Origin of the sequence: Photobacterium lucens (assembly GCF_009873615.1) — a bacterium.
Lineage (GTDB): Bacteria > Pseudomonadota > Gammaproteobacteria > Enterobacterales > Vibrionaceae > Photobacterium > Photobacterium lucens.
In genome coordinates, this window is the sequence record NZ_SSMG01000053.1 from 1 (window position 1) to 18,744 (window position 18,744).

Annotated in this window: 16 protein-coding genes; 9 read left to right on the forward strand and 7 right to left on the reverse strand. The window is 41.6% G+C overall.

From position 1 onward, the window contains the following. Window positions 1–107: 107 nt before the first annotated feature. Entirely contained in the window at window positions 108–305 is a 198-nt protein-coding gene (locus tag E5A76_RS03305; protein ID WP_107164950.1) for a DUF2517 family protein, read from the reverse strand. A gap of 91 nt (window positions 306–396) precedes the next feature. Between E5A76_RS03305 and E5A76_RS03310 the strand changes: the two genes are divergently transcribed. Next, window positions 397–1,215, forward strand: coding sequence for a DUF1853 family protein (locus tag E5A76_RS03310; protein ID WP_316247316.1), 819 nt, complete (start codon window positions 397–399; stop codon window positions 1,213–1,215). A gap of 57 nt (window positions 1,216–1,272) precedes the next feature. On the opposite strand, the gene pgm is transcribed toward E5A76_RS03310, so the two are convergent. Continuing rightward, window positions 1,273–2,919 carry a phosphoglucomutase (alpha-D-glucose-1,6-bisphosphate-dependent) gene (gene pgm / locus E5A76_RS03315; protein WP_161118090.1) on the reverse strand — a complete coding sequence of 549 codons (1,647 nt, stop codon included), beginning with the start codon at window positions 2,917–2,919 and terminating at the stop codon, window positions 1,273–1,275. A gap of 43 nt (window positions 2,920–2,962) precedes the next feature. Next, window positions 2,963–3,505: a replication initiation negative regulator SeqA gene (gene seqA, locus E5A76_RS03320; RefSeq protein ID WP_053988661.1), complete on the reverse strand. Its 543-nt coding sequence runs from the start codon at window positions 3,503–3,505 to the stop codon at window positions 2,963–2,965. Between the two features lie 104 nt (window positions 3,506–3,609). Between seqA and E5A76_RS03325 the strand changes: the two genes are divergently transcribed. The 3 genes from E5A76_RS03325 to fldA all read left to right on the forward strand — a co-directional run bounded on the left by E5A76_RS03325 (window position 3,610) and on the right by fldA (window position 5,441). Next, the gene (locus E5A76_RS03325) at window positions 3,610–4,374 is read left to right on the forward strand and encodes an alpha/beta fold hydrolase (RefSeq protein WP_161118091.1); all 765 of its coding nucleotides are present in this window, start codon (window positions 3,610–3,612) and stop codon (window positions 4,372–4,374) included. Between the two features lie 127 nt (window positions 4,375–4,501). After that, on the forward strand, window positions 4,502–4,720 hold the full coding sequence (locus tag E5A76_RS03330) for a DUF2788 domain-containing protein (RefSeq protein ID WP_053988463.1): 219 nt from the start codon (window positions 4,502–4,504) through the stop codon (window positions 4,718–4,720). Window positions 4,721–4,913: 193 nt separating this feature from the next. Continuing rightward, on the forward strand, window positions 4,914–5,441 hold the full coding sequence (gene fldA / locus E5A76_RS03335; protein WP_161118092.1) for a flavodoxin FldA: 528 nt from the start codon (window positions 4,914–4,916) through the stop codon (window positions 5,439–5,441). Window positions 5,442–5,482: 41 nt separating this feature from the next. On the opposite strand, the gene E5A76_RS03340 is transcribed toward fldA, so the two are convergent. Then, entirely contained in the window at window positions 5,483–6,001 is a 519-nt protein-coding gene (locus E5A76_RS03340) for a DUF4442 domain-containing protein (RefSeq protein ID WP_161118093.1), read from the reverse strand. Between the two features lie 194 nt (window positions 6,002–6,195). Between E5A76_RS03340 and fur the strand changes: the two genes are divergently transcribed. Next, the gene (fur, locus tag E5A76_RS03345) at window positions 6,196–6,642 is read left to right on the forward strand and encodes a ferric iron uptake transcriptional regulator (protein ID WP_053988465.1); all 447 of its coding nucleotides are present in this window, start codon (window positions 6,196–6,198) and stop codon (window positions 6,640–6,642) included. A gap of 145 nt (window positions 6,643–6,787) precedes the next feature. Beyond that, window positions 6,788–7,852 carry a linear amide C-N hydrolase gene (locus E5A76_RS03350; RefSeq protein WP_161118094.1) on the forward strand — a complete coding sequence of 355 codons (1,065 nt, stop codon included), beginning with the start codon at window positions 6,788–6,790 and terminating at the stop codon, window positions 7,850–7,852. A 63-nt stretch (window positions 7,853–7,915) separates the two neighbouring features. Here the strand turns inward: E5A76_RS03350 and glnS are convergent, their stop codons facing one another. From glnS to nagE, 3 genes are all read right to left on the reverse strand, one after another. Beyond that, window positions 7,916–9,580, reverse strand: a complete 1,665-nt coding sequence (gene glnS, locus E5A76_RS03355) for a glutamine--tRNA ligase (protein ID WP_161118095.1) — start codon at window positions 9,578–9,580, stop codon at window positions 7,916–7,918. 285 nt (window positions 9,581–9,865) lie between these two features. Beyond that, window positions 9,866–12,529 (reverse strand): beta-N-acetylhexosaminidase, encoded by a 2,664-nt coding sequence (locus E5A76_RS03360; RefSeq protein WP_161118096.1) that lies wholly within the window; start codon window positions 12,527–12,529, stop codon window positions 9,866–9,868. A gap of 172 nt (window positions 12,530–12,701) precedes the next feature. Then, entirely contained in the window at window positions 12,702–14,192 is a 1,491-nt protein-coding gene (gene nagE / locus E5A76_RS03365; RefSeq protein WP_008986529.1) for an N-acetylglucosamine-specific PTS transporter subunit IIBC, read from the reverse strand. 257 nt (window positions 14,193–14,449) lie between these two features. On the opposite strand from nagE, the gene nagB reads away from it, so the two are divergent. From nagB to E5A76_RS03380, 3 genes are all read left to right on the forward strand, one after another. After that, window positions 14,450–15,250 (forward strand): glucosamine-6-phosphate deaminase, encoded by an 801-nt coding sequence (gene nagB / locus E5A76_RS03370; RefSeq protein WP_053988470.1) that lies wholly within the window; start codon window positions 14,450–14,452, stop codon window positions 15,248–15,250. 432 nt (window positions 15,251–15,682) lie between these two features. Further along, window positions 15,683–16,897, forward strand: coding sequence for a DNA-binding transcriptional regulator NagC (gene nagC, locus E5A76_RS03375; protein WP_161118097.1), 1,215 nt, complete (start codon window positions 15,683–15,685; stop codon window positions 16,895–16,897). A gap of 114 nt (window positions 16,898–17,011) precedes the next feature. Beyond that, complete coding sequence (locus E5A76_RS03380; RefSeq protein WP_161118098.1) at window positions 17,012–18,604, forward strand: cation:proton antiporter family protein; 1,593 nt, start codon at window positions 17,012–17,014, stop codon at window positions 18,602–18,604. The last annotated feature ends 140 nt before the right edge of the window (window positions 18,605–18,744 follow it).

An 18,744-nucleotide genomic window follows, 5' to 3' on the forward strand; every position in this document is an offset into this window, starting at 1 on the left:
TATGGTATCAGTGTACTAAAGCTATCATGATATTAAGAGTTTTCTCTGTATTTACAGCAAACAAATGATATAAAAAAAGCCGCATCAGCAGCTTTTTATGGAAAATCTTATTTGAACCCTTGCTCAATTTTTTTAAGCCATACTGGCTGAGCACTGGTTTGTGTCCAGTAGCGGTGTAAGAAGCTGCCTAAACGTGTACGTTTATTAACAGGTAGCAGCAATAAAATAGGTAATGACAGAAGTCCTGCTAGTACCACAAAAATACGACGAAAAGTAATATTAAGCTTTGAATACTGAGTGTACATAACAGAACCCCTTTCTGGTCAAATCTGTTATTACTCTAATTGAGTTTATGAAATATTACTACAGATTTTCGGGTAAAATTCCGTCAAAATCATGCAAAAACCTCCTATAAAAGCGAGTTATGTAGAAATGTTACAAAATGAAATGGATACACAATTAACAAAGGACTATCTCGCTGTACTTAATATGCCTAGTTTGATCGCATCATATGACTATGTTTGTGATGATGCTTGGCTAGAGGCATTTAGAAAAAATGCGCAACTTCCTCCTCTTCAACCTTATTCAGGTAATCGCCGTTTAGGCTTCTACTATCAATGGTTATGGCAACAATTAATCATTCATCACCCTGATTACGAATTAATAGAAGAAGAAGTCCAACTCCATTGGGATAAACAAACCGTAGGCTCAATTGATTTTCTGGTGAAAAACTTACTCACAGGCGAAGTTGAGCATTGGGAAGTGGCTATCAAGTTTTATTTAGCCTTTGAACATCGCTGGCCAGGACCAAATGCTAAAGATAATTTAGATAAGAAAACAGCAAGAATGATTAAGCATCAACTCACGCTCAGTGAACATAATGCATTTACAAATGTTTTTAATTTTATACCGACTAAACGTCGGCTAATTATGCAAGGGCGGTTATTTCACGCTTGGCCAAAACCACAACAGGGTTCAAGCATCAATATCAACCCAAACGCCGATACAGGGCTATGGTGTTATCAGTCTGATGCTGAAGGCATGATTTTAAAAACATTGACGAAAAAACAGTGGATAGCACCACCAGCATTTGTTGAACTTGAAGAATATCTTGATATAAGCCAGATAACAGTACCAACGCAAGCTATTGATAGCGAAAACAAGGTGTGGTTTGTGATGCCGAATTACTGGCCTCAGCATAACAGTGAACGATAGCCATAGTTCTTAGATATAAAAAACGCCCATATAGGGCGTTTTTCTTACTACAAGCGATTATAAGCCTGCGTCGGCAAAGACTTTACTTACAATTTCCTGTGCTTCTTGCTCGATAAGTGCTAGATGCTCTTTACCTTTAAAGCTTTCACAGTAAATCTTATAAATATCTTCTGTACCCGATGGACGAGCAGCAAACCAACCGTTTTCAGTGGTCACTTTCAAGCCACCAATAGCAGCACCATTACCTGGCGCATGAGTCAAACGTGCCGTAATTGACTCACCTGCTAAGGTTTCAGCAGAAACCATCTCAGGAGAAAGCTTACTTAATACTGCTTTTTGCTCTTTGTTCGCTACTGCTTGTAGACGAGAATACTCTGAATGACCAAACTTATCCGCCAACTCATCATAGTATTGTTGCGGTGTTTTGCCTGTTACCGCTGTAATTTCAGCAGCTAACAAACATAACAAAATACCGTCTTTATCTGTTGACCATGGTGTACCGTCTTTACGCAAGAAAGATGCGCCTGCACTTTCTTCACCACCAAAGCCTAACTTGCCACTGTATAAGCCATCAACAAACCATTTGAAGCCAACAGGCACTTCAACCAGTTCACGACCCAATGCTGCAACAACACGGTCAATCAACGCACTTGATACTAATGTTTTACCTACAGCAACTTGATCTGCCCAACCACTACGATGACGGAATAGGTAATCAATACATACCGCAAGGTAATGATTCGGATTCATTAAACCTGCTGGCGTTACGATACCGTGACGATCGTAATCAGGGTCATTACCGAACGCAAGATCGTAGTTATCTTTGTAAGCTAATAAGCCTGCCATAGCGTAAGGTGATGAACAGTCCATACGTACTACGCCATCTTTATCTAATGACATAAAGCGGAATGATGGATCGATAGATTCATCGACTAACGTTAAATCAAGCGCGTAGTAAGCAGCGATTTGACGCCAGTATTCGATGCCCGAGCCACCTAGTGGGTCAACACCTAATTTCAACTCAGCTTTTTGAATTGCTTCCATGTCAATAACATTAACAAGATCAGCAACGTATGGTGCAACTAGATCTTGCTCAACCACAAGATCTGATGCAAATGCTTCAGTGATAGCAACACGCTTAACATCGACTAAACCATTAGCAATGATTTCATTAGCACGACGCTCAATCGCTGTCGTTAACTCACTTTCAGCAGGACCACCATGAACAGGGTTATATTTAATACCGCCATCTTGAGGTGGATTATGTGATGGTGTGATCACGATACCATCAGCTTTCTCTTCGTGCGCTTTGTTATAACAAAGGATCGAATGAGAAATGCCAGGTGTTGGGGTATATCCCTTACCTTCTTGAATAACGACTTTTACATTGTTTGCAACAAGCACTTCCAATGTAGAAGTAAAAGCAGGCTCTGATAATGCATGGGTATCTTTACCAAGGAAAAGAGGCCCTGTCACGCCATTCGCCGCACGCACTTCAGCAACCGCTTGTGCGATAGCCCAAATATGGTGCTGGTTAAATGTGCCTTTATCTGCCGTTCCACGGTGACCCGAAGTACCAAACTCTACGCGTTGTGATGGGTCTTGAGCACTTGGCTCAATTAAGAAGTAATTGGCGATAAGTGCTGGAATATTATGCATATCTTCTTGCTGAGCACGTTGCCCAGCACGAGGATGAATAGCCATAGTTTTATCCTTGTTATTTTGACGTCAATATGCCGCGGTTAGATTAAATCTCGCCACATACTTTATCGATGATGTCAGAACCAAATCCCATTTTTGTCATTAACTGGTCAATCATTTGACGCTTACGCTCGGTATTCGTATTTGTGATAACCCAAAATGGTGTCGCAGGGATCGACTTTGGCTTAGTCGTTTTACCGCTTGCTAGCAATGTTTCTTCATCATGTGCAAAGTAAACACGAGTACGGCCTTTAATCGCAGCCGCTTCAGCAAAACTTTGTGCATCAATGCGGTATAGAGAAGACAAGATCATCATAAAACGACCAATTGCTTTTTCTTGTGCCGCAAATTCATCAGAGATCAACACTGCTCGCATTTCTTTTACGCGATCCATTGTTGGTTCGTTGCCAGCATCTTTACTCACAACAATTCCCTTAGGACGGACAGGCATTACTACAGCAGGTTGCTGCAGTTGCTCTTCAGGCACCATAAGCAACCGACGCAAAATATCAGAAGCGCTTTCACCAATATGCTGAGTCTGGCTAGCAATATAACGGTATAGCTCTTCGTCTACCTCAATAGTCTTCATCGTATTATTCATTATCGTTCCGTTTAAAAATCTGGGTACGATTATAGCTTGATCCGAGGTTATACTCTACGGTAAATACCACAACTAAATAGAGAAAATAGTCAGTGAATCTTCATTATCAGGTCGAAGGCGATGGAAAAACGATCATTTTGATCCATGGTTTATTCGGCAGTGCTGCTAATCTTGGCCTACTCGCAAGGTCTTTGAAAAATAACTATAAAGTGATCAGCGTCGATTTACGTAATCACGGTTTATCACCACACACAGATCATTTTACTTATCCAGAAATGGCACAGGATGTCCTGAATGTGATCAATCACTTAGATATTGATCAATTTTCAGTGATTGGTCACTCAATGGGTGGAAAAGTAGCCATGGCATTGGCTGCATTAGCACCAAAACGCATGGAACATTTGGTTGTGCTTGATATGGCACCAGTGACCTACCAAGCCCATCGCCATCAAAATGTGTTTAACGGCTTACAAGAAGTGAATAAACATATCATCACTAAACGCAGTGAAGCAGAACATTACCTTGCTCAGTATGTCGAAGACGCAGGTGTTAGACAGTTCTTACTCAAGTCTTTAGCAAAACAAGATGACGCTTATCAGTGGCGTTTTAACGTTGATGGTATTATCGCAAACTACAATAACATTATGGGCTGGCAGCCAAGTGAAGCACCATTTATGGGGAAAACGTTATTCATCAAAGGCCAAGAATCTGACTATGTCGTGCCGGAATATCGTGATGAAATCATGCGTCAATTTCCTCATGCAAAAGCCCATATGGTGGCAAATACAGGTCATTGGTTACATGCAGAAAAACCAGAAGCCGTGACTCGTATCATTACCAACTTCCTTGAAAAGTAACTCTTTTTCTATTTTATATCCCATTGTTAGCCTGTTCACTAACAATGGGATATTCCCCTTCTGAACTATTAAATCCCTTTTTCGACTATGCTATAGTCTCATTTAGCTCAATAACAAAGGATTTGTTATGCTTTACGAATACATGGATTTGATTGAGTCCATCGGATTAGACCTTGTTTTTGCCGCTATTTTTTTCTTTATTGGTATGGCAATAAAAGACGTTTTAAAACAAGGTAATGTTCCACCTTTTGGACAAAAGATTGTCTGGCTTGTATTATTCCTCGGTTGTGCTGGCTTTATTGCTAAAGGAATAATTCAGCTAAGTTGGGAAGGTAGCGGTATTTGATCACACCGCAGTTTTGTGTAATTTATGCTGCTTATCTCAACACCTAAGACTAGATTCTTGCGGACAATGCAACTGTTTAGACGAAAAAACAGACAAAACGTCAGTAAACAGTAATTATCATTGCACCGTTTCGACTGATTTCTGTAAACTGCAACGCAGCAGTTAACTATTTTATATACGGGTAATCTCTACTATGGCGAGCGTTGGACTCTTCTTTGGTAGCGACACAGGTAATACCGAAGCTGTCGCTAAAATGATCCAGAAACAACTTGGCGACAAGCTAGTTGAAGTAAAAGATATCGCAAAAAGCAGCAAAGAAGATATCGACAATTTTGATCTGTTACTACTAGGTATCCCTACTTGGTACTACGGTGAACCGCAATGTGATTGGGATGACTTCTTCCCAGAGCTTGAGCAAATTGATTTCTCAACCAAACTAGTGGCTATCTTTGGTTGTGGTGACCAAGAAGATTACGCAGAATACTTCTGTGATGCGATGGGTACTGTACGTGATATCGTTGAAGGTCGCGGTGCAACTATCGTTGGTAACTTTTCAACAGACGGTTTTGAGTTTGAATCGTCAAAAGCCCTTGTTGATGACAACCACTTCGTAGGTCTATGTATCGATGAAGATCGCCAACCAGAGCTAACAGCACAACGCGTTAAGCAATGGGTTGATCAAATTTATGATGAAATGTGCCTAGCAGAACTTGCTGACTAATCATAGATACATCAAAAAACGCGCTGATTTAGCGCGTTTTTTTATATCTCATTCCCCAGTGATGACTCTGACATCTGCTCTTCAATCTCTCTATTCTTGCGATATTCAGGCTTCTTTCTCACATACAGCGTTCGTTGCACCTGCGATACCAACTCACCCTTATTATTTAGTACATTCACAGTAAAAGACGGAAAGTACTTATCACCGTATTCCGTGGCTTGTTTAATCGCATCAATACATTGCTCTGAAATCACAAAATCAGCGGTTAAGTCACTGTCACCAGGCTGAATAAAGTTAATACTTGCCTGCTTATCCCAGATAAAATATTGCTGACCTAAGATCCCCATTAGCATTAGCGAGTACACAGGATCTGTCAGTGAAAAGATACTACCGCCATATTGAGTGCGGTTAGCATTCTTATTCCACCAGCGTAATTTTAACCTTACTTTAACAGTTCGGAAATCATCACTGATAGAAACAATTTTAATGCCAGAGCCCCAAAATGGCGGCCATAAATTAAGTGCATATTTGACCACGCTTGGCTTATAAATGTTAAACAATGTAAAAGCCCTCATCTGGTACGATGAGTTAATGCTTACATATTTTTTACATATATTCAAACACTAGAAATTATACATATCTCCTAGATTCCAGAACTTTTAAGGTTTATTGTTATCCTTGCGTCACTTATAATGGATAGAAATGAGAAAGACTACTGCAACACCTTTTTGCGGATAGCCAATAGGAAATTTTGATGTCAGATAATAATCATGCGCTAAAACAAGCAGGCCTAAAAGTTACTCTTCCACGCCTTAAAATTTTGGAAGTACTGCAAGAACCTGATTGCCAACATATCAGTGCTGAAGACTTGTACAAAAAACTTATCGATATTGGCGAAGAGATTGGCCTTGCGACAGTTTACCGTGTATTAAACCAATTTGATGATGCTGGCATTGTAACGCGCCATCACTTTGAAGGTGGTAAGTCTGTCTTTGAACTTGCAACTCAACACCACCATGACCACCTTGTTTGCTTAGATTGCGGCAAAGTGATCGAGTTTTCAGACGACATCATTGAAGAACGTCAAAAGCAAATTGCAGCAAGCTTTAATGTTCGCCTAACTAACCATAGCTTGTACCTATATGGTCACTGTATGGAAGGCGATTGTAATACCGATGATACGCTGCACGATCCAAAATAAATAATTTGAAAAAGCCAGTGATTATTCACTGGCTTTTTTATTGCTACTCAGATCACTTTTCAAACATTGTTACAATAATCTACAAGCCCTTTCATTACTTTCCGCTTATATCTATAAATCCGCATTATTTATATGGATGTTATAGATGAACGTAAAACCTCTCGCATTAGCGCTAATTACCACTTTTTCCTTATCAAGTATGATTTCAACTGCTAATGCTTGTACCCGTGTTCTTTGGGAGACAAAAGATCACGGTACGTTTGTATCACGTACAATGGACTGGTCTGAATCGACTAACCCTTATCTTGCAAACTTCCCTCAAGGTACAGAGTATTCCACGCATTTAAGCCACGAAAATATGGTGGTATCTAAATATGCTGTTACCGGTATTACCGCGTATGGAATCATTGTTGACGGCATTAACTCTGAAGGACTATCAGGCAACGTGCTATATGATGCGGGGATGGATTTAGGCAAGGATAACAATAAGCAAACTGATGGCGCGATTACCTACCTTCGACACTTACTTTCTCAATATAAAACCGTTGATGAAGTAGTGAAAGCCACTTCAATTATGGCACCAAATGAAGAGCTCATCGATGGCGTTCCTATCCGTATTGCTCTACATATTTCTTTCCAAGATCCTTCTGGTGACAGTGCTATTTTAGAATGGCGTGATGGCAAACCACAAATATGGCATGGCAAACAATATACCGTGATGACCAATCAGCCAGATTATGCCCAGCATCTTGCTAACGTTGCGCGCTCAGCACGTGGCTGGGGAGAGCAAGATAAACAGTGGAGCCAAACCAATCTTGGTACGGGTGGTAATACCAACCCAGAAGATCGTTTTATCCATACCACCTACTTCTCCAAGCATTTAACAGAGCCTAGCAGCATTACTAACGGCATTGTGAAATTAGACTCAACGCTATTTCGCATTCCACACGATGCGCCTAACCGCCCTGTAAACGGCACGATGGCAGGCTATGCCACAGAATACTCGGTTAATCGCCATCTACAATCTGGCGAGACATTTATCCGCTACCAATGGGGAGATGTGTACAGCCAGTTTAAGTACAACACTCAACAGATCCAACAATCTAATAAGCTGATTTTCTTCAAAATAAGTAGCGCTGATCTCATGGGTGATATCACCCAGAAAATCATCGATTCTGGTCGTACTATCGAAACAGAAACCAATCAGTAATCACCAATAAAAAAGCCGCATCACAGGATGCGGCTTTTTCTTAGCATAAATCAGCAATAATCATTATTCGCCAATTTTAGCCCAAGTATCACGTAGACCTACAGTACGGTTAAAGACTAGATGCTCAGGGCTTGAGTCTTTGTTATCCGCACAGAAGTAACCCATACGCTCAAACTGGTATGCTTTTTCAGCTTCAGCAGCAACTAATGATGGCTCTACGAAACCGTTCACTACTGTTAGTGATTCAGGGTTGATCACTGATACGAAATCATCTGCAGCACCTGGGTTTGGCACTGTAAATAGACGATCGTATAGACGAATTTCAGCAGCAACACCCGCTTTTGCTGATACCCAGTGAATAACACCTTTTACTTTACGACCGTCAGCTGGGTTCTTACCTAGCGTTTCGTTATCGTAAGTACAGAAGATAGTAGTGATGTTGCCTTCTGCATCTTTTTCGATACGTTCAGCTTTGATCACGTAAGCACCGCGTAGACGTACTTCTTTACCTAGTACTAGACGCTTGTACTTCTTGTTACCTTCTTCACGGAAATCTTCACGCTCGATGTATAGCTCACGGCTAAACGGCACTTCACGAGAACCCATTTCTGGTTTGTTCGGGTGATTTGCAATTGTTAGCATTTCTGTCTCACCGTCAAAGTTTTCAATCACAACTTTAACAGGATCAAGCACTGCCATTGCACGTGGTGCGTTTTCGTTTAGATCATCACGAATACAAGATTCTAGTGAGCTGATTTCAATCGTGTTGTCTTGCTTAGTCACACCGATACGCTTACAGAATTCACGCATAGATGCTGGCGTAAAGCCACGACGACGTAGACCAGAAATAGTTGGCATACGTGGATCATCCCAACCATCAACCAATTTCTCAGTAACAAGTTGGTTTAGCTTACGCTTAGACATCACAGTGTATTCAAGGTTTAGACGGCTAAACTCATACTGGTGCGGTGTACAATCGATAGTGATGTTTTCAAGAACCCAATCGTATAGACGACGGTTGTCCATGAACTCAAGTGTACAGATAGAGTGCGTAATGCCCTCTAACGCATCAGAAATACAGTGCGTGAAGTCGTACATTGGGTAAATGCACCACTTATCACCTGTTTGGTGGTGAGTCGCAAAACGTACACGGTAGATCACAGGATCGCGCATAACCATAAATGGTGATGCCATATCGATCTTCGCACGAAGACACATCTTGCCTTCTTCAACTTCGCCGTTCTTCATTTTTTCGAACAGCGCTAAGTTTTCTTCAACGCTACGATCACGGTATGGGCTATGCTTACCCGGCTCAGTTAGTGTGCCACGGTACTCACGCATCTGCTCTGGACTTAGCTCATCAACGTACGCTAAGCCTTTATTAATTAATTCAATTGCGAACCCGTATAGCTTATCGAAGTAGTTTGATGAATAACAAATCTCACCGCTCCACTCAAAGCCCAACCAGTTAACATCGTTCTTAATAGACTCAACGTATTCGATGTCTTCTTTCTCAGGGTTTGTATCATCAAAACGAAGATTACATTGGCCCTGATAGTCCTGAGCAATACCGAAGTTCAAACAAATAGATTTCGCATGACCGATGTGCAGGTAGCCATTTGGCTCCGGCGGGAATCGGGTATGTACGCTTGTATGTTTGCCACTTGCTAAATCCGCATCAATGATTTGGCGGATAAAGTTAGTTGGACGAGCTTCAGATTCACTCATCAATTACACCTCGTGTGCTTACAGGATTGAGAACTGTATATGATCCATAAATATGGTTCATGACTCAACAAATAGTATGCATTGTTTGTCGATATGGATAAAAAAACTCCGCTATGACAGAGTTTATATGCCGACACTATACATCAATGCACTAATTTGGCGCATTAAAAACATGTCCATTAATAAGATAGCCATGATTTTGGTCGAACATAATGAAAAAAGCCGGTGAGGCTCTCCCTCACCGGCTTATATTTAAAGGCTTACAGTGTAATTACATACTATTAATTATAGTGATGTTACACGGCTGAAGCGTTTACCGTCTGCGCTTACTGCACGGATTTCAACTTTACCCGAAACACTTGGTTGTGCTTTCGCATTGTAAGTGTTCCACGTTTTACCAGCATCTGTTGAGTATTGTAGCGTTAGGCCAGGCATACTTACGTTCATTGCAAGTTTACCGTTTTCAATTTTCGCACCAGGTACTGGTACACGGTATTGAACGCCTGCAGCATCTAGTTTAGCTAGTTCACGTTGACCAAGAACGTTTGCGAAACGCTCCCACTCATTGTGAAGGGCTTTCTTGTTTACTAGATCTGATTTTTGTGAGTACTCAACACCAGCTTTGTACTCGTTCTCCCACTCACCTTTGTGCCATGCACGCTCAGCTGCTGCTAGTACGCGAGGGAATACCATGTATTCGTATTGCTCGTCGTTACCCACAGTTTCACTCCAAAGCTGCGCAGACAGACCGTGGAAGCCTTTTGATTCAACAGTACCCTTACTTGTGAAGCCGTTACCATCACGATCGAGTGATGTTTCAGCATTTTGAGGTAAGTTTTCAGGTGCGAAACCAAACATCTTACGGGTATCTGTTGCACGTGTTGCCCAGTAGTAACCACGCTCTGACGGATCTACTTCGTATGGCATGTCCATGTATACGTAGTCAGGGTTTGAAACAACAACATCGTAGCCCTTGTTAGCCCACTCGTATGCTGATGCACCGCCGCCCCAGTATAGAACGTCCCAGAAGTTTACACGTACGTTATCAGTATCAAACGCTTTCGCATCTTTCGAGTACTTCAAGCCGTCTTGCCATGCTTGGAAGTTTTCAATGCCTTTACCGTTTACGATTTCACTTACACGCTCAGCAAAGTAGCTTGGTAGGTGGTCGAAATCACTTACCTTACCTTCTGCGATCACTTTCTGACACATTGGTGATTTCGCGTATGGCTTATCTTGCTTAGATTGGTCAATCGTACCCGTCCACGCCGTTTGCTCTGCCGCGTTGATGTCTTGGAAACCTGCATTTAGCTTGATGTTCTTCGCTTCATCACCACCGAAGTGCCATGTATTTAGCGGCATACCCGCTTCTTTGTGCATTGATTGGATTTCAGAAATCACTTTATCAACGAACTTAACTGATGAATCCATACATGGGTTGATGAAGCTACGCTTATCGTAGAACTGAACCGTTGTTACGTTTGATGTATCTTGTGGATCCATCAAGCGGTACTCGTTCGCTTCTTCCATCTTACCTTCAGCTGCAAGACGCTTGTAACGTGCTTCCATTGCTACAACCGCTGCACGTGCGTGAGCTGGCATATCAATTTCAGGGATCACTTCGATACCACGTGCTTTCGCATATTTTAAGATATCTAGGTAATCTTGCTTGCTGTAGAAACCTGAACCGAAGTTATCAGACGTTGGGCCTGAACCTAGTTGAGGAAGTAGACAGCTTGTTTCTGATAGATCGTGACAACGCTTACCGCCGATTTCTGTTAATTCTGGTAGACCCGGAATTTCGATACGCCAACCTTCATCATCAGATAGGTGGAAGTGGAATTTGTTCATCTTGTACGCCGCCATTTGATCTAGCGTACGTAGGATCGCTTCTTTTGAGTGGAAGTTACGACCCACATCGACCATCACACCACGGTAATCAAAACGTGGCGCATCCAATACGTTTAATGTTGGAATGCTGTTCTCTGCACCTGTAGACATCAGTGAGATCAGAGACTGCATACCGTAGAACGCACCTTGGTTATCAAAACCAGTAACAGTTGCGCCTTTCTTCGTTACATCTAGCTTGTAAGCACCAACAACTTGCTGATCTTTCTTAAATGAACCCGGTAGGATCGTCACTTTCACTGGGTATTCACCCTGTGCGTTTACACCTAGTTGTGATAAACGCGCATCAACTGCTGCCATCATGTCAGCAGGTAGTGTTAGGTTGTCGATCTTAATACCGTTCGCTAGCGAAACCGTGTCGCCTGTTAGCTTAGTGCTTAGTGGTGTCGGTAGAATTGTACCTGCCACTTCTTCAGATGCGATTAGGTTAACGTCACTGTTTTTCTCAAAACGTGTTTCTGCAGTTGCTAATACGTTGTTGTCAGCTTTAACACGCTTGAATTGATCACCTTTTAATGGTGTTAGGTAATCAGCCGGATTTGCTGTATCTGTGCTAACGATTGTTTTTGGCTCTGCGTTACCTGCTGTTACGTAGGCACGTGGCATGTAATCGTTTTCAAAAAGCGTCCAATATTCACCGATGTAAGGGATAACAACCTTCTCACCTTCAGCAAAACCGTCGAACTTATCCGTTGGTTCAATAGTGTGAAGATCGCCCGTTACGTGAGTAATTTTAAATTGATCGTTTTGAACTTCTAGGATCTGGCGAATGCTGCTGAAATAAATTTTCCAGTCTTTGCTTGTTACCGCTGGACCATTATTTTCCAACGTTAAATTAATTAGGTCACATGATGCCCATTCAGCACCTAGTGTTTTACATTGTAAGCCTTCTTCAGCGCCATGCTGAATAGCCACTTCGTAGTTAACATCTAGGTTTGACGCTAGGTTATTAACAACAGTTTGATCATTATTTCCTTGAGTTGCACAACCAGTCACCGCTAGTGCAATAAAAGATGCTAACGCCGTAAGTTTAATAGTCATGATATATTCCTTTCTCCCGATATCTCTTCTAAAAAGTGAAGAGAAAATCAATACGAGCCCAAACGTTGGGTACTCAAAATACCGGCCTTATTTTTTCACTGGTGAAAATAATAAGGCCGGTTAAATTATAAAGGTATTACTGTGTTACTTAATTACTTGAGGGTTCAGGTAATTATGGAAGTTTTACAGAAGATAGGTCTTCTGATGCTGGGATTTTCTTCATTTCGCCAGCAACGATTTCTGCTAGAGGGCCTAGGATAACCTGAAGGTTATTTGAACCTAGTTTAACCACACCCATTGCACCTAGCGCTTTCAACGTTTTTTCGTTAGCAAGACTGCTGTCTTTTAGCGTTAAACGTAAACGCGTGATACATGCATCGATGTTTTCTAAGTTACCGTGACCACCTAGTGCTTTTAGGTACTGTTTCGCTAGCTCACCAGTTTCTGCTGAACCTGCTGCTGCAGAAGTCTCTTCTTCGTCATCTTCACGGCCAGGCGTTTTAAGGTTGAACTTAACAATCGCAAAGCGGAATACGAAGTAGTAGATGAAGAAGAATGCAATACCTTGAACAATCAGCATGTACCACTGAACAGCTAGTGGGTTGCGTGATGACAAGAACATATCAACTAGACCAGCTGAGAAGCCGAAACCTGCAATCCACTGCATAGATGCTGCGATGTATACAGATAGACCTGCTAGTGCTGCGTGGATCACGTACAGTACTGGTGCTAGGAACATGAATGCGAATTCTAGCGGCTCAGTAACACCTGTGAAGAATGATGCGAAACCAGCAGCTAGTAGTAGAGATGCTACGCGCTCTTTGTTCTTAGCTTTAGCCGTGTGGTACATCGCAAGTGCTGCACCTGGTAGACCAAACATCATGATTGGGAAGAAACCAGCTTGGTACATACCAGTGATACCTGGAGTTGCTGTACCTTCAGCAATAGATTTCGCGCCACCTAGGAAGTTAGGAATATCGTTGATACCTGCAACGTCAAACCAGAATACTGAGTTTAGTGCGTGGTGTAGACCTACAGGAATTAGTAGGCGGTTGAAGAATGCGTAGATACCCGCACCTACAGAACCCATACCTTGGATGCTTTCACCAAAGTGTACTAGACCGCCGTAGATTGATGGCCAAATGAACATCAAGATACCAGCAATAACAATACCAGCAACAGATGTTAGAATTGGTACCAAACGCTTACCACTAAAGAACGCTAGTGCTTTATGTAGTTCTACGCTAGAGAAACGGTTGTACAACTCAGCTGATACGATACCTACTAGGATACCTACGAATTGGTTATTGATCTTACCAAATGCAGCAGGAACTGCGCTTGGGTCAATACCTTGGATTTGCGCTACAGCACCTGGTGCTAGAAGCGTTGTCACCACAAGGAAACCAACGAAACCTGATAGTGCTGCTGCACCATCTTTGTCTTTAGACATACCGTATGCAACACCTACTGCAAACAGTACAGACATGTTATCAATAATTGCGGCGCCTGCTTTGATTAAGAACGCAGCCAGTGCAGAGTTTGCACCCCAGCCGTTCGGGTCAATCCAGTAACCGATACCCATTAAGATTGCCGCTGCAGGAAGTACTGCAACCGGCACCATTAATGCCTTACCTACTTTTTGAAAATATCCAAGAATATTCACCCTTAGTTCCCCCTATGGTTTTCTTAGATGCGATTTGAATAACTGTTTTATGGCTATCCGTTTAAGTTAATCGCAGTTTAAGAAATTAATTTCGCCCCGCAAATTAAAAGCTCATCATTTGTGATCTCAATCACCGACGGAGGTTAGAACTGAGTGATTTTGCTAGCTCGATCATAAAACTTATTTTATCATTCGAAACAAAGGCGCTATGTCGCTAAGATTTTTCCTGTTTTAACTTTCTTCAACGAGGTATCAACGTGAGACTAATCCCGCTTAATAACGCTAAAGATGTTGGTTTATGGTCAGCTCGCTACATTGCAGATCGCATCAATAAATTTGCACCTACAGCAGAACGTCCATTTGTTCTTGGTCTGCCAACAGGTGGTACACCACTTGCGACTTACAAGCGTCTTATTGAGCTATACCAAGCTGGCGAAGTAAGCTTCAAGCATGTTGTTACTTTCAACATGGATGAGTACGTAGGCATGCCTGCAGATCACCCAGAATCATACCGTAACTTCATGTACAACAACTTCTTTAACCACGTTGACATTCAAGAAGAGAACATCAACCTTCTTGATGGTAATGCTGAAGATCACGTTGCTGAGTGCCAACGTTACGAAGATAAGATCAAATCTTACGGTAAAATCAACCTATTCATGGGTGGCGTAGGTAACGACGGTCACATCGCATTTAACGAGCCTGCATCTTCTCTTGCTTCTCGTACACGTATCAAGACGCTAACTCACGAAACGCGTATTGCTAACTCTCGTTTCTTCGATGGCGATATCAACCAAGTACCTAAGTACTCGCTAACTATCGGTGTTGGTACACTACTTGATTCTGAAGAAGTAATGATCCTAATCACTGGTCATAACAAAGCACAAGCGCTAGAAGCAGCTGTTGAAGGTAGTGTAAACCACCTATGGACTGTATCTGCACTACAGCTTCACCCTAAATCAATGATTGTGTGTGATGAGCCAGCAACACAAGAGCTTAAAGTGAAGACAGTTAAGTACTTCCAAGAGCTAGAAGCTGAGAACATCAACCACCTTTAATCACTCATAAAAGTGGTAAGATTACGCCGTCAATATTGACGGCGTTTTTATTTCTATCTGAAAAAAACCTTTTTGATGACCATTACCTTCACTCTTTTATAAACTGCACTCAAAACTACTGACAATCCTAACATTTATAAGACCAATCGCTACTAACACTATAATCCCTTAGTTTTAGTGACCAATGCCACAGCTCAAGCAGGCGTAATCCTCGATAACTTTCTTTTTGCAACAACACAGGTATATTACCTTGAAGGCAGTTGTGTACATAAAGATACACACAAAGCCCATCAACACTAATAACGATGAATAGAGACAGTGTTGATAGCTAGGGAACGTATTGAATGCAGTCAATATTAGGTAATAACGAACCTTATGTTTACTACCTCATTCAAACGACATTATTAACAGTGAAAATGAGCAGAACTAATTATGACAGGCGGACAAATTGGTAATGTTGATCTTGTAAAACAGCTCAATAGTGCAGCTGTATATCGATTGATCGACTTACAAGGCCCTATTTCACGTATTCAAGTCGCAGATGTTAGTCAGCTTGCACCTGCGAGTGTTACGAAAATCACCCGCCAGTTACTTGAACGTGGACTGATCAAAGAAGTCGCACAACAAGCATCAACCGGTGGACGACGAGCAATATCCCTGACGACGGAATCAGCAGCATTCCACTCTATTGCTGTACGTATTGGTCGGAATTATATAGAAATCACCCTTTATGATTTAAGTGGTACCCATATCACAGGTACTGCTCACCCATTCTCTTATTCTGATCAACAAGCTTTAACTGATGGATTAATTGAACATATCCAAAACTTTATCAACAATAACCAAAATGTAATGAAAGAATTAGTTGCGTTTGGTATTGCGCTGCCAGGTTTGGTTAACCCTGAGCATGGTATTGTTGAATATATGCCACACATTGAAGTTCATGACTTCGCATTGGCAGACATCATTAATAAGCAGTTTGGTGTGATTTGTTTTGTCGGTAATGACATACGTGGTCTAGCATTGGCTGAGCACTACTTTGGCGCAAGTCGTGATTGTAAAGATTCAATCTTAGTCAGTGTTCACCACGGTACAGGGGCTGGGATCATCGTTAATGGTCAAGTATTCCTTGGCTACAATCGTAACGTTGGTGAAATTGGCCATATTCAGATCGATCCACTCGGTGATAAGTGCCAGTGCGGTAACTTTGGTTGTTTAGAAACTGTCGCCGCCGATCCTGCAGTGCTCAAGCACGTACAGCACCTACTTGATCAGGGTTACCCTAGCTCATTACAAGAGTTAGAAGATCTCACCATGCCAGCTATTTGTGATGCAGCTAATAAAGGTGATGAGCTTGCAGTTCAAGCACTGATCAAAGTAGGTAATCAGCTAGGTAAAGCCTTAGCAATGACAATTAACTTGTTTAATCCACAGAAAATCATTCTGGCGGGCAATATTACACAAGCGCAAGATATTGTTTTCCCAGCTATCCGTCGTTGTGTTGAAACACAGTCATTATCTAAGTTTAACCAAGGCCTCCCAATTGTAGCATCTGAGCTGTATAACCAGCCAACCATTGGTGCATTCTCAATGATCAAACGTGCGATGCTTAACGGTGTGTTATTACAGCGCTTATTGGAAGACTAAACACCACAAAAACATTTGCTAAACATAAAGGGGTGTATTGTGAAATACACCCCTTTATAATATTTGCAAAACACTATTGTCATTACACTATCTTGCAAGGATGTTGTCCAAGATATGGAATTTATCTACATAATTACCGCTTTTATCATTGGTTATATTGCACTTCGTTGCAAACTTCCACCACTTGTTGGTTTTCTTGTTGCTGGTTTCAGCCTTAATAGTTTTGGATATATCTCGACACCTGCTTTAGAAAGCATGGCAGATCTCGGTGTAACCCTCCTTCTGTTTACCATCGGCCTTAAGTTAGATGTTAAGTCACTGCTTAAAAAAGAAGTCTGGGGCGGTGCAACTTTACATAACCTGCTTTCCACCTCTTTATTCACTCTTTGCTTATTAGTATTAAAGCAACTTGGCTTGACCATGTTTAGTGACATGGACTTTAGCCAACTGGTTCTTATTGGTTTTGCGCTGTCTTTTTCTAGTACGGTTTTTGCTATCAAGCTATTACAAGAAAAAGGCGAGTTAAACGCCAAATACGGTACTGTTTCTATCGGTATTCTGGTTATGCAGGATATCTTTGCCGTTATCTTCCTTACGGCTTCTAGTGGTAAGATGCCAGAAATCTATGCCCTTGGTTTATTCGCTTTACCACTACTAAGACCTTTACTATACAAAATCTTAGATAAAGCAGGTCACGGTGAAATTTTAGTGCTTTACGCTATTACCCTTGCGTTAGTACTGGGCGCAGGTTTGTTTAAGCTAGTCGGTATGAAACCCGATTTAGGCGCACTCGTCGTCGGTATGCTGATGGCTGGACACCCTAAGTCATCTGAAATGGCAAAATCGCTATTTAACTTTAAAGAGCTACTACTGGTTTGTTTCTTCTTAAACATTGGTCTTTCAGAAACCCCGACCATTAACGGCCTATTAATGGCATTTGTCTTATTACTGTTGTTACCTCTAAAAGGTATCTTGTATTACGGCGTTTTCCACTTATGTCGCTACCGCGTACGTACTTCTATGCTCGCTACCCTTACTCTATTCAACTACAGTGAGTTTGGCTTAATTGTCGGTGGTGTCGCTTACAAAATGGGACTATTACCAGGCACTTTTTTAGTTGCGATTGCCATCGCTGTTTCGTTCTCCTTTTTGCTAGCCGCGCCACTGAACAGCATGAGCCACAAGCTTTATACTGAAGCATCAAAATGGCTCAAAGAGTTTGAACCAGAAAAGTTAAATGCCGACGATAAATTGATCGATCTTGGTCAATCCAAAGTGCTTATTCTTGGTATGGGACGTATTGGTACAGGGGCTTACGATGAATTGCAAGCTCGCTACGGTAAGCAAATCATAGGTGTTGAAACTCGCGAAGAATCAGCAGAGCAACAACGCAAAGAAGGCCGTAACGTTATTCAAGGCGATGCCACTGACCCTGATTTCTGGGCCCGTGTGATCAGTAAAAAACGCATTAAACTTATTTTACTGGCAATGCCACATAGCCAAGCTAACGTCTATGCACTAGAGCAAATAAAAGCACGTGACTTCAAAGGTAAGATTGCAGCCATTGCTCAGTATAACGATGATGAAGAATTGTTGTATGAACAAGGTATTGATGCGGCATTTAATATTTATAGCGAGGCTGGTAGTGGTTTTGCTCGTAATGTGTGCGATCACTTAAAGCCTGAAATCACGCCACTACAACCTTAATCTTATTGGCGCCCACTTATTTCGCAACTAAAAATAAACAGTGACCACCATTACTGTTTATTTTTTTTAAATAAAAAGCTAGACCAAGTAGAAAATATTCAGTTAAAAATGCTTTAACTGAATATTATTCACCTTATACG

Bases quoted from the DNA above. Each gene is read 5' to 3' on its own strand.
- glnS (WP_161118095.1), bottom strand. From the start codon at position 9,580: ATGAGTGAATCTGAAGCTCGTCCAACTAACTTTATCCGCCAAATCATT.
- E5A76_RS03380 (WP_161118098.1), top strand. From the start codon at position 17,012: ATGGAATTTATCTACATAATTACCGCTTTTATCATTGGTTATATTGCA.
- seqA (WP_053988661.1), bottom strand. From the start codon at position 3,505: ATGAAGACTATTGAGGTAGACGAAGAGCTATACCGTTATATTGCTAGC.
- pgm (WP_161118090.1), bottom strand. From the start codon at position 2,919: ATGGCTATTCATCCTCGTGCTGGGCAACGTGCTCAGCAAGAAGATATG.
- nagC (WP_161118097.1), top strand. From the start codon at position 15,683: ATGACAGGCGGACAAATTGGTAATGTTGATCTTGTAAAACAGCTCAAT.
- E5A76_RS03360 (WP_161118096.1), bottom strand. From the start codon at position 12,529: ATGACTATTAAACTTACGGCGTTAGCATCTTTTATTGCACTAGCGGTG.
- E5A76_RS03310 (WP_316247316.1), top strand. From the start codon at position 397: ATGCAAAAACCTCCTATAAAAGCGAGTTATGTAGAAATGTTACAAAAT.
- E5A76_RS03330 (WP_053988463.1), top strand. From the start codon at position 4,502: ATGCTTTACGAATACATGGATTTGATTGAGTCCATCGGATTAGACCTT.
- fldA (WP_161118092.1), top strand. From the start codon at position 4,914: ATGGCGAGCGTTGGACTCTTCTTTGGTAGCGACACAGGTAATACCGAA.
- fur (WP_053988465.1), top strand. From the start codon at position 6,196: ATGTCAGATAATAATCATGCGCTAAAACAAGCAGGCCTAAAAGTTACT.
- E5A76_RS03350 (WP_161118094.1), top strand. From the start codon at position 6,788: ATGAACGTAAAACCTCTCGCATTAGCGCTAATTACCACTTTTTCCTTA.
- E5A76_RS03305 (WP_107164950.1), bottom strand. From the start codon at position 305: ATGTACACTCAGTATTCAAAGCTTAATATTACTTTTCGTCGTATTTTT.